Annotated in this window: 14 protein-coding genes; all 14 read right to left on the reverse strand. The window is 58.2% G+C overall.

The features are described from left to right. Nucleotides 1-77: 77 nt before the first annotated feature. The 14 genes from FHW77_RS09035 to FHW77_RS09100 all read right to left on the reverse strand — a co-directional run bounded on the left by FHW77_RS09035 (nucleotide 78) and on the right by FHW77_RS09100 (nucleotide 13,350). Entirely contained in the window at nucleotides 78-344 is a 267-nt protein-coding gene (locus FHW77_RS09035; protein WP_003515115.1) for a flagellar biosynthetic protein FliQ, read from the reverse strand. Nucleotides 345-393: 49 nt separating this feature from the next. Continuing rightward, on the reverse strand, nucleotides 394-864 hold the full coding sequence (flgD, locus tag FHW77_RS09040; protein ID WP_004440022.1) for a flagellar hook assembly protein FlgD: 471 nt from the start codon (nucleotides 862-864) through the stop codon (nucleotides 394-396). Continuing rightward, on the reverse strand, nucleotides 855-1,304 hold the full coding sequence (gene flbT / locus FHW77_RS09045; protein ID WP_004432543.1) for a flagellar biosynthesis repressor FlbT: 450 nt from the start codon (nucleotides 1,302-1,304) through the stop codon (nucleotides 855-857). The genes flgD and flbT overlap by 10 nt, the downstream gene beginning before the upstream one ends. Continuing rightward, nucleotides 1,301-1,645, reverse strand: coding sequence for a flagellar biosynthesis regulator FlaF (gene flaF, locus FHW77_RS09050; protein ID WP_004440020.1), 345 nt, complete (start codon nucleotides 1,643-1,645; stop codon nucleotides 1,301-1,303). Before flaF ends, flbT begins: the two co-directional genes overlap by 4 nt. Nucleotides 1,646-1,679: 34 nt before the next feature. Next, complete coding sequence (locus FHW77_RS09055) at nucleotides 1,680-2,783, reverse strand: flagellar hook-associated family protein (RefSeq protein WP_004440018.1); 1,104 nt, start codon at nucleotides 2,781-2,783, stop codon at nucleotides 1,680-1,682. Between the two features lie 3 nt (nucleotides 2,784-2,786). Beyond that, nucleotides 2,787-4,280: a flagellar hook-associated protein FlgK gene (gene flgK, locus FHW77_RS09060; RefSeq protein ID WP_004440016.1), complete on the reverse strand. Its 1,494-nt coding sequence runs from the start codon at nucleotides 4,278-4,280 to the stop codon at nucleotides 2,787-2,789. Between the two features lie 22 nt (nucleotides 4,281-4,302). After that, a complete protein-coding gene (locus FHW77_RS09065) occupies nucleotides 4,303-5,583 on the reverse strand; it encodes a flagellar hook protein FlgE (RefSeq protein WP_004440014.1) in 1,281 nt (426 codons plus the stop codon). 105 nt (nucleotides 5,584-5,688) lie between these two features. After that, nucleotides 5,689-6,360, reverse strand: a complete 672-nt coding sequence (locus FHW77_RS09070) for a response regulator transcription factor (protein WP_006698188.1) — start codon at nucleotides 6,358-6,360, stop codon at nucleotides 5,689-5,691. 282 nt (nucleotides 6,361-6,642) lie between these two features. Further along, the gene (locus FHW77_RS09075; protein ID WP_244405497.1) at nucleotides 6,643-7,173 is read right to left on the reverse strand and encodes a lytic transglycosylase domain-containing protein; all 531 of its coding nucleotides are present in this window, start codon (nucleotides 7,171-7,173) and stop codon (nucleotides 6,643-6,645) included. Further along, nucleotides 7,157-8,515: a flagellar hook-length control protein FliK gene (gene fliK, locus FHW77_RS09080; RefSeq protein ID WP_004440010.1), complete on the reverse strand. Its 1,359-nt coding sequence runs from the start codon at nucleotides 8,513-8,515 to the stop codon at nucleotides 7,157-7,159. Before fliK ends, FHW77_RS09075 begins: the two co-directional genes overlap by 17 nt. After that, nucleotides 8,512-9,783: a chemotaxis protein MotC gene (gene motC, locus FHW77_RS09085; protein WP_004440008.1), complete on the reverse strand. Its 1,272-nt coding sequence runs from the start codon at nucleotides 9,781-9,783 to the stop codon at nucleotides 8,512-8,514. The genes fliK and motC overlap by 4 nt, the downstream gene beginning before the upstream one ends. Then, nucleotides 9,780-11,084: a MotB family protein gene (locus FHW77_RS09090; protein WP_004440005.1), complete on the reverse strand. Its 1,305-nt coding sequence runs from the start codon at nucleotides 11,082-11,084 to the stop codon at nucleotides 9,780-9,782. The genes motC and FHW77_RS09090 overlap by 4 nt, the downstream gene beginning before the upstream one ends. Continuing rightward, nucleotides 11,081-11,731 carry a hypothetical protein gene (locus tag FHW77_RS09095; protein WP_004440002.1) on the reverse strand — a complete coding sequence of 217 codons (651 nt, stop codon included), beginning with the start codon at nucleotides 11,729-11,731 and terminating at the stop codon, nucleotides 11,081-11,083. Before FHW77_RS09095 ends, FHW77_RS09090 begins: the two co-directional genes overlap by 4 nt. Nucleotides 11,732-12,033: 302 nt before the next feature. Then, the gene (locus FHW77_RS09100) at nucleotides 12,034-13,350 is read right to left on the reverse strand and encodes a flagellin N-terminal helical domain-containing protein (RefSeq protein ID WP_004440000.1); all 1,317 of its coding nucleotides are present in this window, start codon (nucleotides 13,348-13,350) and stop codon (nucleotides 12,034-12,036) included. Between the last annotated feature and the right edge of the window lie 104 nt (nucleotides 13,351-13,454).

A 13,454-nucleotide genomic window follows, 5' to 3' on the forward strand; every position in this document is an offset into this window, starting at 1 on the left:
CGCAATTCGGCCCGATGCTTCAACCTATCCCTAGCCGCCGAAGCTTGCGCGAGGATGGCATCCTGGCCGGATCGATATCAGAAGCCCGATTGCACGCGTGAAAAGACGAGATTGGAAAAAAGCGCTATCTGCGCGCCCACAAAGGGGGCGGCGACGCCGAGGACAATCATGATCGTGACGATCTTGGGAACAAATGTCAGCGTCATTTCCTGAACCTGCGTCAGGGCCTGAATGAAGGCGATGGCGACACCGACGATCATGGCGGCGAGAACCGCAGGACCGGCCGCGACGAGAACCGTCCACACTGCCGCCTGCATGATATCAAGCGCATCGGCCTCGTTCATCGTCGCATCCCTCGTTCCAGAAAGGCGGCATTATACCGCCTTATCAATATCAGGAACCAGCTGGCGTATCCGAATCGGTTCCGCTATCAGATTTATCCGTGATCGGACCGTTGGAGAAGGTCACACCGGCCTGCAGCAGCACCTTGTCACCAGCTTCGGTGATGGCAACGACGCCGTCTGAATAGACTTCGACTTCCTTCACCACGCCCGTGACGGTATCGTCGGCGCTCTTTACCGTCTTGCCGACCAGATCCGACGCACGGGTCAGTGCTTCGGCCTGCAGCATGCTCTTCAGATGGGTGTTCGTCTTGATGGTCTGCTCGACCTGCGAAAAGCTTGCAAGCTGCGACATCTGCTGACCAGCATCCATCGGGCTGGTCGGATCCTGGTTCTTCATCTGGGCGATGAGGAGCTTCAGGAAGCTGTCATAGTTCAGCGAGGCCGCGTTCTTGTCGTTGCTGCTCGCCCCGGCATTCGCCCAGGGGTTTGCCGCCGCCGCATTGACTGCATCTACCGCCATGGTGCGATCTCCTTGCGAATCTGTTCGATCGTTGCAGGGGTCATTTCCTGATTGTTGAGGATTTTCTCCTCGATCGGGTAAAGGCCGCGGATGGCCTTCAGCGCTTCGAAAGCCTTGCCGGAGGCAACCAGCCCGTCGATGCGCTTGAGCTCCGCCAGGACCTCGTCATGCTGGAAGCAATTCAAGAGCATGCTCACGGACTTGCGGAACATGTTGGTGGACTGTTCGCGCCCCTCCGGATTGATGAGAATCATCTGCGCGATGAAATAAAGCTGTCTCAGCGGGGTGGTAGCCTGGTCGGGCTGCAATACGTGGTTCTCGAGCAGGAACGTGACATCGTTCAGGAATTCCAGCGCCACCTTGCGATCCACACGCAGAACTGCGCCGTTGATGAAAATCTTTTCGCCCGACTTCAGCGAAATTCGAAGTGTACTTTTCATTTCAGTCCATCCCTGATGATGGTTGTCACGTCAATTATGCCCTGGAAATTCGTCGACTGACGTTTCCGGATCAGTTCGCACTCTTTCAGTATCCAGATCGCGATCGAAATCAGATTGGCCCTCAGTTCCATGGCCAGTTGATTATCCGGCTGCTTGAGATCCTCAATGAAGCGGATCCAGACCCGTCGAGTGTAAAAAAGCGCTTCGATCGTGTGCCGCTGAGAAGAGGAGTCCTTCGCCTCCGCAAGCAATTCGATCGATTTGGTCAACGCCTGTCGCTCGCGGTCTTTCGCGTTGGCGACACCATCCTCCATGATTTCGGCGTAGGAAAACTGGTACATTCATGTATCCTTTATCTGCCGCCACCCCTGTTCATCAGAGGTAGTTCACCAGACTCATTTTTTGCAGACGCGACGTGAGGCTGTATGCGATCTCAATCTGCTGCTGCAGCAGATCGAGACGGGTCTTCGCCTCGTAGGTATCGATCCCCTCGATATCCAACAGATGTGTTTCGATGATCTTCTTCTGGGCAGCCAGAGAGTCATTCGACTTTTTGACGCGCTCCTGCGAAAGGCCAAGACTGCTTGCCTGCTGGTTCAGCCCACTGATCGCCTTGCCGATAGTCGTCACCGACTGGGTGGCGACCGCCTCGCGGACCGTGCTCGAAACATTGTCCTTGAGGAAGGTCATCGCCGTGATTGCCGTCATCGCGAAGTAACGCATGCCCTGCGAATTACTGTTGGTTGACGTTTCGACCACCTCGTTCTGGCTGATCCGGCTCGTCATGTTGGTATCGCTGGCGTTGGAACCGAACCTCGTCCAGAAATCGACATTCTGTCCCACAGCGAGACTGCTGTGCGGCGGGTTGGTTACAGTCGTCGTACCGTTGAATACGCCTTCCATATGCGTCATGAAGGCGTTGACCTGATCTTTGGACAGGTCCGAGATACTCCCCACGGCCGGCGTCTGTGTCGCCATGAAATGGTTCAGTTCGGCGTCATAGGCGGCTTTCAACGGCGAACCGTCGGCGGAATAGTCCTGGACCGGCTTCACATCCGTATTCGTACCGGAAAACAGATACTCACCATCCACGGCCGTGTTGGCAAAGCTGGTGAAATTGTTGAAGGCGATCGTGATTTTCTGGTTGACGGTGGCAAGCGTGGGCTGCTCGCTGCTCGTATTCGGCACCAGAACATTGAGGATTTCCTGGGCGGCCTTTGCCATGCCGTCCAACGCGGTCTGCGACGATTCAAGACGCTGTGTGGCAAAGGAGTTGACCGTGACGAGCGAGGAAATCCGCTCCACGTCCCTGTTGAGATCGAGGCTGCGGGCCGTATTGGCACCCAGCGTCACACCAATATCCGCGTGCTTGCCCGTGGTCAGCTCGGTATTGAGATTCGTCATCTCAAGCTGAGCCTTGAGGATGGTGCTGCGCATGCTGTTCTGCATCGCCAGCGATGAAATGAATGACGTTTTCATCCTTTACCTCACCATGTCCATCAAGGACTTGAGCATTTCATCAACGGTCGTCACCAGTTTCGTGGCCGCCTTGTAAGACTGCTCGATATCCATGAGCAGCGACAGCTCCTCGTCCAGGCTAACCGCCGTATTGTTCGAATAGGATGTCGCAGAGCGCTCATAAAGCGCGCTTTTCGCTTCGTTTGCCGAAGTCGCACCGGACCGTTCCTGTTCGAGCCAACCCATCGAGTTGGTGCCGTATTTCAGGATGCTGGTATTCGTATCGATACGTGTCGACGCGGCGAAATTCATGGGCGCGTCGAATGCGGTCACATAGCTGTCGATCAGAGCGGAAAACCCGGTTCCGCCCGTAGCTGCGGGATTGACTATATAAGCGGTACCGTTGATGCCGCCGTCGCGCAACAATTCCGGATTGCCACCTTGCGAAATAATTAACGCGGAGTTGACGGTAATGGTCGCAGCGAGCCCCGGGACGACGACGCCGGCGGGAGGAATCTCGCTCGTTGCGGTTGCCGTCGACCAGGTGAAAAGGCCGGGTTTCGCCGTCAGGGGCGTCGCAGGCGGCGCCGGCTGGGTAATCGGCTTTTCCGCAAACATCGTGATCAGGCCGCGCGCGATTTCGTCGAGCTGACTCTGCATGGTCGGCGCAAGTTCATCGCGAACCTGCATCAAACCCTGAAGCGATCCTTCCGCCGTCGTGTTGCTGCCACTGCCGGCCTTGAGCGCCACACCGTCCACATAAATCGCGTTGCCGGTGGTCGTCGCGTCGTAGCCCGGCTGCGCCTTGAAGGTTACCGGACGCGGTACGATCTCGAACAGCGTGGCGCCGTCGGTCGTGTAAAGCGCGACGTCATTATTCGGGCGGTTGACGACATTGATGCCGATGATGGACGAGATGTCCTTCAGCAAGGTCTCGCGCTGATCGAGTGCGTCACTCGGATCGCCGCCGATCGCCGTCTGCGCCTTGACCTCGTTATTGGCTTCCTCGAATTTCGCGAGCAGGCCGTTCAGCTTGTCGACCTGAAGGGAGATTTCTTTGTCGGCACGCAGACGCATCGCCTGCAATTCGGCAGACGCCTTGTTCAATGAGCTGGCGACATCCGCGGCGGAAGTCACGGCCGTTGCGGCAAGAGCAGCATTGCTCGGCTTGGCGGCATAGCCGCTAAGGCTCTTGAGCAGTTCCTTCATGTAGGTGGACGGCGCGCTTTCGTAGTCGTTGCCGCCGAAAATGCTCTTCATCTCCTCGAGACCGGTCAGAACAGTGTTCTGCCCGGTGGCCAGCGAGGCGCTGGAAATCGTCTGCCTGAGAAGACTTTCATTCTGGGCACGGCCATTGGAGACGATACTCGCTCCGGCCATGGTCGTGCCGAGAATGGCGGTTCGCTTGACGTAGTTCGCATTGCCGACATTGGCAATGTTTTTCGAGGTAACGTCCGTCTGCTTACCTGTATTATTGAAAATCGACTGCGCAGTATTCATTGCTGACGTGAGCGACATTCATCTGTCCCCGTAGGAATTACTATCTCTTCAGATTGATCAGGACGTCCATCAAATCCGATCCAGTCTGGAAGACCTTCGAATTCGCGGTATAGATGCGCTGGGATTCAATCATGTCGGTGAGTTCGCTGGCGATATCGACGTTCGAGCCTTCCAGCGCGCCCTTCTGGACGTAACCAAAGCTGCCCGATTGCGGGAAGCCGATGGTAACGACACCGGACTCGTTGCTCGGAAGATAAACGTTGCCGTTCTGCGGGCTCAGGTTGTCGACGCTCGGCACGGTGGCCAGCGCCAGCTGGTAAATGTTGCGGCGGCCGCCATCCTGGTAAACTGCCGTCACTACGCCATCCTTGCCGATTTCGACATCCTTGATCTGGCTCGGACCGTTACCGTTCAGGATCGCCGTGCCGGGCGTGAACTTCGACGAAAACTGGGTCATGTCGGACAGGTCGATGTTGATCGCCTGCGCCACGCCGCTGTTGTTGTCGTCGATGGTGATGGATTTGGGAGACGTAGTCGTCAGCTTGTTGGTCGCAGGATCGAAGGTCAGCGTGACGCTTTCCTGCACAAGGGATGCCGGCGCAGTCGCCGTATAGGGGAAGCCACCATTGGTCGACTGATCCTGACGGTAGACCGCCACTTCCCAGGTGTTGTCACCGGTCTTGGTGTAATAGAAGTCGTAGAGTACCTTCGCGCCGCCGCTATCGAATGCGGTCAGCGAAGTCTTGTTGCCGAACTTCGCCGTTGCGGAGTTGGTGCTGGGGAGCGACGCCGCCGCTACGGCCGTATCGTCACGATTGAGGTTGGCCGGGAAGCTGCCCTGCGTGGAGGGCGATGCCGTCAGGCCGAAATTGTTGACGTTAATGGCTTCAAGACCTGTGAAGCCGTTAACGACGGCAGCCGGCGGGTTGGAACCGTAGGGGTAACCCATCAGCTGGAAGCCAGCGGCGTTTTCCAGATAGCCTTCCGAGTTTTTCACGAAAGAGCCGGCACGGGTGAGATAAGGCGTGCCTGCACCATCCTGGACAACGAAGAAACCGTTGCCCTGAATGGCAAGGTCAGTACCCGAGGTGGTGTAGGAGAGGTTGCCCTGCTCCGAAATGCTGTAGCGAACGTTGGACTGCACACCGCCGGAAGCGTAGCTGCCCGACGAGGAGGGCAGAACGAGCGACGAGAACGACGTCGATGCACGCTTGTAACCGGTGGTGCTTGCGTTGGCGATGTTGTCGCCAACGGTGCCCAGCTTGTTCGCCTGTGCATTCATGCCGGACACGCCGGTTCGCATAGTGCCGAAAATACTCATTCAAAAACCCTCGTGGTCATCTTTCAAGGAGAAGGTAAAGCGTTTGGCTTGCGTGAAGCTGTCTGAAATACCGCGTTTGAAAAAGACCACGCGGGTCAATGAAAATCATTGCCAATCAATGCTGTAGCCGAGGAACCGCTTGGAATCGACCGGGTCGTAGCCAAGTTTCTTGCGCAGCTTCTTGCGCAGCTTGCTGATGTGGCTTTCGACGACGTTTTCTTCGACGTCATCATCGAAGATGCCGTAGATGGCATTGAAAATCTGCGCCTTGGAAACGCGGCGTCCGCGATTGGCGATCAAATATTCAAGAATGCGGCGCTCGCGGCGCGGCAGGGGAAATACCTCGCCGCCCACTTCCGGGTCGCGTCCATCGGAGAAGACCCGGATCGGACCGGCGTCGGTGAAATTCGAAATGACCTGCAGCCGGCGGCGAATAGCCGCCGCACGTGCGAGGATTTCCCGAGGGTGAACGGGCTTGCGCACGACATCATCGACGCCGCTGTCGAACAGCGCGAGTGTCGCTTCCAGCGAGGGCTGGTCGCTCACCGCGATGACAGGCGCCGTCGTGCGATCCCTGATCGCCTTTGGCAAGGAGAAGCTCCGGTCGCCCTGGCCGATCAGGAAGGCTTCCACAGCCGCAAGATCGCTTTCCGCCGCCGTCGAGACCCATTCCCCGAATTCGACCGGATCGAACCCGGTCGAGGGAATGCCCTCACGCCCAAATAGAGATGTATAGCCGTCTTTAACGAGCTCGCGCTCATCAACCACTACGATCATTCGTCCGCCTCCGAATCAGTGTGGTGTTTTCCAATGAGGCATTGGTACGAATCGGGGGATTCAGCGACAACTGTAGGAAATCATCGATAGTTATTAATAATTGATTAACCATTTTGTGCCGATTTGATCTATATATAGTGGGTATTAACCATATAAGGCACAAAATTTTTGTGTAAAAATTTCCGAAATCGCTAAAAAACGCTTGAAACGCCTTTTTTCGGGCTTTGTCTCGCCACATTTCCGATAGCGAGTCCCAACCCCTGATAAAGCAATTTCAGGTTGTTATCCGTCGCAGAAATTTTTCGCGTTGGGCGTCCATTTCCCGTAGCCCGTCGCCACCAGATTGGCGATGACCCGGCAGACATATTTCTTCTGGGCCGGGTCATTATTGGGCCCTGCGTGATAGCGGGCAACCGCCATCGTCCAGGTCTCGTGCCTGTTGTGGAGGTTACGCAGGAACATGGCGGCATATTCGACATTGCGACGCGGATCGAACATTTCGCGCGCAGATGTGAAATTCTCGCCGTGGAAATAATGATTTATCTGCATGCATCCGAGGTCGATCAGCTTGGCGCCATTGCGTTTGGCAGCCTCAAAAGTCATCAAGGCCTCTTCGGTAGAGGCCGCAAATACCGGTTTTCCTTCGATATTCATGGCGTTGGGGTCGAGCCGCCCCTTGCGGCCAGTCTCCGTCAGGCCCACTGAATAGAGAATTCCCTCCGGCACGCCGTACTTGCGTGCCGCAGACTGGATCTCTCTTTCACACACGCCTGACGTTGCCGAGGCCGATGCGTTTTCAGAGATAGACGCCATTGTCAGCAGAAGTGCGGGCAGAGCCAAGAGCGCCGTCCATGCCTTCATTATGCACCCCCAAATTATCGCCATTGCCTTGCCGGCCGTCTCGTGCACCGGACTCGTCACGGTTGCGGCCCGCAGCCGCCTGCTGGCCCTGTTGCTGCGCCTGCTGATTTTGCTGATTGTTGGCTTGTGTGCCCGTTTGGTCACTCTTATCGGAAGAAGCGATGCTGATCGTGATGTTATCGACCGTCAGACCCTGCGCCTTGAGGCCATCAAGGATGCTCTTGCTGTCTTCCTGGAGCTTTTTATAGGCCGCGACGCTCTCCACAGTCATGTGCACGGCGAGTTCGTCACCGGCAAGACGCAGTGACATCGTCACCGATCCAAGCTCGATCGGCGTCATATGCAGCTTCAGCGTATGCACGACCTTGCCGGTGCTGCTCTGGGCGGCTGCGTTGGAAAGCGCCGAACCGGGCTGCATGGCGCTGACCCATTCCGGATCATTGGCGATTAGGCCGGTCAGAGCCGAGGCATTGGAGGAGGGCGCCAGACCGATGAAGCGCCGGGAATCGAGAACCGTTACGGTATCGGCCGCCTTGCCGCTGCTTTCCCGCGTGTCGAACTCCACGCGGCCTTCGCGCTGAACCGTGCTCATATCGAGAGCGCGGGCTGCACCCGAACGCGGAGACGCGAAGCGGAATGACGAGGCATCGCCTTCGTTTTCCGAAGCCGAACCCGCCGCATCATTGGCAGCTGCAACCCCAGTCGGCATGTCCTTGGCCGGATGTTCAGCCTTGCTGCGGACAGGTTCAGCCCTGTCGGACTTGACCGTGTCGGTCTTGCCGGCAATTGCCTGCGCAATTTCTTCCAGCGGCGTCTTGGCCGTGGCCATTGCCCCGGCGCTGGCCGTAACCAGCTGCAGTTCGGCGAGCTTCGGATCGAGAGTATCCGTTATCGCCTCGGCATCCTTATCCGCCTCATCTTTGAGCTTCTTGCCAGGCTTGCCGTCCCCCAATTGTGCCCGCGAGGATTTGACCGCGTTCTGGAACTCAGCAGCTGTGTCGTGAACTCGACCGTCCCCGGCATGCTCGTTGACGATGACATTCAGGAAGGCTGCAGGCCGTTTGACCGGGACATCCATCTTTTCCCCCTCGCCGTCGGCCTGTCCGTGCTGTTGCCCTGCTGAACCAGAATCGTCTGACCGCGAATGCGGCGCCTGCGGCGGTCGCTCGTCACGAACCGTGGAAAGGGCATCGCCAAAGCTGCCGCCTCTCGCCTCGTCACGTGCGGCAGCACTGCCTGCGCGCGGATCGGACGGTGGCGCATTCGTTAGCGCATTGATGGTTGCGTCGATCATGGTGCCCCCTCGCCTTTCTTCAACAGGCTGTCGATTTCATCGAGCTTGCTGCGGCCGCTTGTCACGAGCTGCCGGACATTCTCACCGCCATCGTCGGCCTTGTGGGTTTCAACCCGCCATATGCTTTTTTCCCCGCCAGCCACCGCATCATTTTTGGCTGCGTTCTGTCTGGCGCCCTGCGCCGCCGCGTCGACATCAGCACCTGATAGCGAGGGAGGACGAACCACCTGTTCGGCGATCGCCCTTGCGGCATCTCTGAGGGCCCTGTCCCGGTCCGAAAGCTGCGTTTCGGGAATTTGTCCGATCGTCTCGATCGCGCTCACCACATCGGGTGTTCCAATGTTGGAAAGGCTTTCGTAGAGATTGGCCTGCGCTTCCGGTTGATCCGGCGCGGCGGACGACAGCGTCTTCGCTTTAAGCGCCGCCATGCGGGCCAGCGAATCCTTGCCGCTGATCGCCGCAAGACGCGAAAGACGCAGATAGGCTTCCTTCTGCCTTTCCGCATCCATCATCGCGAAGGTCTCCACTATCGCGTCTTCGCCGAGGGAATCAGAGCGTTTGACCAGCAGCGAGACCAGAAGATCCGCGAACTGGCTTGCATAGGGCGAATGCAGGAACCGCCGCGCGTAACGCTGTGCGTATTCGACGCCGCGTTTTGCATCGCCGTCTTCAACCGCAATGGCGAGCGAGCGGCGCAATGCCGCCTCCTCAACGATTGTCCCGGGCGCTTCAAGCCGGGCAATGTCGTAGAAGCCGAGCGCGGCCAGAGGATCGCGCGGGATCGTGACATTGCCACCGATCAGCGCCAGATAGGCGCCTATCCGGGTGCCGCGATATTCAGGCACCATTGCCGCGATGCTCTGCGCCACCAGCGTCCCCTTGCCTGACAGATACTTGCGCAGGATATCGGCGACGCGGCTGTCGAAATTGCCGTCCACATCGCGCGCGACCAGCAATTCAAGCGTGGCGGGATTGCCGCCGCTCATCGCATAGATCAGCGCCGCATCGACATTGCGTGGGTCTTTGAAGATCGCCGAGGGCGCGCTTTTCAGCCGCTCGTCAATGGTCTGGAGCAGGAACCGCTGCATTTCCGTTGCCGAATGGTCTCCCTTGGCAACCGAATCCTGCACGAATTGCAGGGAGCGCAGCATGGCATAGGGCATGAGATTGTCTTGCGACTGCGAAAACGCCTTGAATGGTCCGGCACCGAGACCACAAAGCGTCGCCGCAAGAAGAAGCCAGCGTTTCGAGGTTTTCGTCACACTCACCCCCGATCAGCCTCAAGCAGGATTTCGATACGGCGGTTGGCATCCGCCAGGGGATCTGCCGGGACCTGTAATCTGCGGTCCGCAAACCCAGAAACCTGCTTTACCCGCTCTTCCGACAGGCCGCCGCGCACCAGCATGTAATAGGCGCTGTGCGCGCGGTCCATGGAGAGGCGCCAATTGTCGTTGGCCTCGCCCTTGAACTGCCGCCCATCCGTATGGCCGCGGATTACCACGCTGCCACCGCGCTCCTGAAGCAGTTTGCCGATCTTTTCCATGGCGAGAACCATTTCGCGCCGGGGAACGGCCGATCCGATATTGAACATCGGTGTTTCCGTCTGGTCGGAAATGGTCAGCAGCAATCCGCCTTCCGCAGGCGTCACGACCAGCCCTTCCGAGAGCCTGCCGGTTATGCCGGATATCTGTTTCTCGATTTCTTCGCGCAGCGTATCGGCCTTTTCCCATTCAGCATCGCTCGCCTTTTGCTGAACATCCTTCGCCTCTTGCTGCTGCTCGGGCCTGGGCCGTACAAGCGCTGCCTGCTCGGCGGCATCCGGCCGTTGCTGCGGCACAACCGCGGCGACGTCCATGGGCTTGCCGTCTTGCGCCTTGTCTTCCGGCGCCTGAGACGATTTTACCGCAACGGCCTGAGCGCTTTCGGCAGCATTCTCCTGCTTGTTTTCGGCGGCCTGCTGCTCAACCGGTTTTTGTTGCTGATCGGCGCGGGTGATTTTCACCTGCTGCGTCCAGAAATCAGGATCGAAGGGATCGCGATAAGCCTCGCCGCCGCTTGCGCCGGTTGCAGGACCGGAATCGGCAGCACCGCCCTCGCCCTTGGCGCTGACATTGGCCTGCTGCCCGACCTGCTGGGCGATTTCCGCCAGCACGGAATAGGGATTTTCGAAAAAGTCCGCTTCGGAGAAATTCGACTGTTCACCTGTCTGGGACGTCAGGTCTTCGCCCGTCGCCGCGGCGGATCCCTTGGTCACTTTCTCTGCCTGAATGTTGGACTGGTCCTTTTTCTGGACGCCCTCTTCCTTGTCCACGGGCTTTTCCAGCCCCTTGGACGAGGGTTTCTCATCTGACAGTTTTATCGGATTGAAATAGCTCGCGACCGAGGCCTTGGTTTCCTCATTGGCGGCATTGACCAGCCACATGACGAGGAAGAACGCCATCATCGCCGTCATGAAGTCGGCATAGGCGATCTTCCACGCACCACCATGCGCACCGTCATGGCCACCTTTATGGCGCTTGACGATGATGATCTCGTTTTTGCCGTGGTGATGGTTTTCGCCTTCACTCATTTCATCACCTTGCGAAGACTGGAGGCCCAGGCGGACATGCGCGTCACGAAGACGCTCTCACCCAGCTCGACTGAAAGATCGATATCGGCGGTCTCGGTAAACTTCATCGTCTCTTCTTCAAAGCCGGGCTGGGTCTTCAACTGCTCGAACAAATCCTTCGGACCTTTCACGACAAGCGTGACGGCGTCACCATCCGGCATGGAAGCGCGCACCACATCCGCCAGCGCCGAGACTGCTTTAAGCGACAGTTCTTTCGTCAAAACCGGAGCAAGGATTGCGGCGGTCTGTTCGCTGAGGGTGGCGGCAATCGCATCGATGCCCTCTCGCAGCCCGCGCGAAAGAAAGACCGCGATTTCCTCGAGATAGGCGGTTCGCAGCGCCTCCAGCTCAGCCGAATGGGCGGCCAGCAGCTCGTCGCGTTCCGCCTGCATCTTTTCGGTGATTTCGCGTGTCGCATCCTCATGGCCACGGGCGTAAGCGGCCTGCCTTTCATTCTCCACGTCGACGGATTCGAATTCATCGAAACCGGATGCAGCGTCGGCAAATGGCGAAACGCTATCGGTATCCGCCAGGGGATCGCCGAAGGCCAGTCCTGCTGGCTGAGCGTCACCGAAGTCCTTCAGATATCTTGCGATGGAGGTGGTCATGCACGCCCCCGGCAAAACAGGGGACGAGACATGTTTCGCTGCCTGCGATCTGGAACGTTCTGTCGCATTTCCGGGCGGAAAACCGGGGTCCGCTTTTCCTGGAAATGCTCTAAGCCGTTTGGCGGCACCACCGTCATCCTTGCTACCCTGCCCGTCTCTTCCATGATTGCCGGAGGACCGCGCCATGCGATCCGCCCCATATTGCCCCGACGTTAGGTGTTCAAACTTGTGCGAGGATGAAGGCGGAACTGTTCAGCACGTCTGCGCCACGTTTCCGTGCATGCCCATGCGAGGAAGCTCCATTACTTGAAGAGCTGGAGAATATTTTCCGCATTGGCGTTGGCGATGGAGAGTGACTGGATACCGAGCTGCTGCTGTGTCTGGAGCGCCTTCAGCTTGGTCGATTCCTCGTTCATGTCAGCATCGACAAGACGACCGATGCCCTTGTCGATCACGTCCATCAGGCTCGACACGAAGTTCTCCTGCATGTCGATGCGGCTCTGCAGCGAGCCCAGGCTGGACGCCGCGCTGGTCATCGCTTCGAGCTGGCCGTCGACAAAGGACATCATCGCATCCAGCACGTCGGCTTCGGTATATTGCTCTCCCGTCATGGTTCCCATTTTCTGGGCGAGATCGGTGAGCTTGTTGATGTCGAGCGTGGAGACGGAGATTCCGAGTTTACGAGTGTCGGGGTCAATTGCCGCAGTGACATCGTAATACCAGTTGGTGCTCGGCGATGTCGTTGTCGCGACGGGGGTCGTGCTGTCGGTCGCCGGAGCGCCTGCCGCTGCCGGATCGGTGGAGGTGAGCTTTACCCACACACCATCACCGATCTTCAAATAACCCTCCGTATTGGCGGCATTGGTATAGATGCCGGTCGCCTTCACGGAAAAACCTGCCAGTGCCGCCACTTCGCTATCCTTCAGCGTCGGAACGACATAATCCTTGTCGGTGACGGTGGGAGCGGCGGGTGCCGCGGGCGTATCGGTCGTGCGCATCGTCACGATCGTCTCGTTCTTGCGCAGGAATCGCGCTTCAGTGTCGAGAATGCCGAACTTGCCGCCGCTCAGATCGAAAAGCACCGTGCTCGAATCGAGTGAATAATCGACCGTCGTCACCCCGACTGCGCCTGCGGCGGTGCGGGTAAATGAAGCGACGATCTTCTTGATGACCGGCTCTTCCGCGGGCGGCGTCTTGCCGTCGCCGATCTTCGCCTGGAGCCAGTTTTCGCCGGAGAAAGACGCCGATTCGGAGATGCTCTTCAGCTGATCCTGAAGCTGCTTGATTTCTTCCTGGATCTTCGTGCGGTTGCTGCCCACGCCATAGGCGGCAACCAGCTTCGCCTTCAGCGATTTGACCGTCTCAATAGCACTTTCCACGGCTTCGAAGGCGGTGTCGACCTTGGCGGCGCCGAGACCAAGTGCGTCCTGAACGGCCGAAAGCGCCGCATTGTCCGAGCGCATGGTCGTGGAGATAGACCAATAGGCCGCGTTATCCGCTGCCGTCTCGACGCGGTAACCGGAGGAGACGCGCGCCTGCGTGGTCTCGAGGTTCTTGTCGATCATGCGCAAGGTTTGCAGCGCGGCCATTGCCGCCGCATTGGTCATAATGCTGGTCATGGGTTCCACCCAATTCAAAATGTAAGAAATAATCCGGCGCTGCGCCGGAAACGAGCAGAGGCATCATGCGCATCGGCGGTGGTTGAAATGATCCACCGCGACCT

Source organism: Agrobacterium sp. RC10-4-1 (assembly GCF_014138475.1).
GTDB classification, from domain to species: domain Bacteria; phylum Pseudomonadota; class Alphaproteobacteria; order Rhizobiales; family Rhizobiaceae; genus Agrobacterium; species Agrobacterium pusense.

What these genes read in the sequence shown, in the direction of transcription:
- FHW77_RS09035 (WP_003515115.1), bottom strand. Translation starts at nt 344, where the DNA reads ATGAACGAGGCCGATGCGCTTGATATCATGCAGGCGGCAGTGTGGACG.
- flgD (WP_004440022.1), bottom strand. Translation starts at nt 864, where the DNA reads ATGGCGGTAGATGCAGTCAATGCGGCGGCGGCAAACCCCTGGGCGAAT.
- flbT (WP_004432543.1), bottom strand. Translation starts at nt 1,304, where the DNA reads ATGAAAAGTACACTTCGAATTTCGCTGAAGTCGGGCGAAAAGATTTTC.
- flaF (WP_004440020.1), bottom strand. Translation starts at nt 1,645, where the DNA reads ATGTACCAGTTTTCCTACGCCGAAATCATGGAGGATGGTGTCGCCAAC.
- FHW77_RS09055 (WP_004440018.1), bottom strand. Translation starts at nt 2,783, where the DNA reads ATGAAAACGTCATTCATTTCATCGCTGGCGATGCAGAACAGCATGCGC.
- flgK (WP_004440016.1), bottom strand. Translation starts at nt 4,280, where the DNA reads ATGTCGCTCACGTCAGCAATGAATACTGCGCAGTCGATTTTCAATAAT.
- FHW77_RS09065 (WP_004440014.1), bottom strand. Translation starts at nt 5,583, where the DNA reads ATGAGTATTTTCGGCACTATGCGAACCGGCGTGTCCGGCATGAATGCA.
- FHW77_RS09070 (WP_006698188.1), bottom strand. Translation starts at nt 6,360, where the DNA reads ATGATCGTAGTGGTTGATGAGCGCGAGCTCGTTAAAGACGGCTATACA.
- FHW77_RS09075 (WP_244405497.1), bottom strand. Translation starts at nt 7,173, where the DNA reads ATGGCGTCTATCTCTGAAAACGCATCGGCCTCGGCAACGTCAGGCGTG.
- fliK (WP_004440010.1), bottom strand. Translation starts at nt 8,515, where the DNA reads ATGATCGACGCAACCATCAATGCGCTAACGAATGCGCCACCGTCCGAT.
- FHW77_RS09090 (WP_004440005.1), bottom strand. Translation starts at nt 11,084, where the DNA reads ATGAGTGAAGGCGAAAACCATCACCACGGCAAAAACGAGATCATCATC.
- FHW77_RS09095 (WP_004440002.1), bottom strand. Translation starts at nt 11,731, where the DNA reads ATGACCACCTCCATCGCAAGATATCTGAAGGACTTCGGTGACGCTCAG.
- FHW77_RS09100 (WP_004440000.1), bottom strand. Translation starts at nt 13,350, where the DNA reads ATGACCAGCATTATGACCAATGCGGCGGCAATGGCCGCGCTGCAAACC.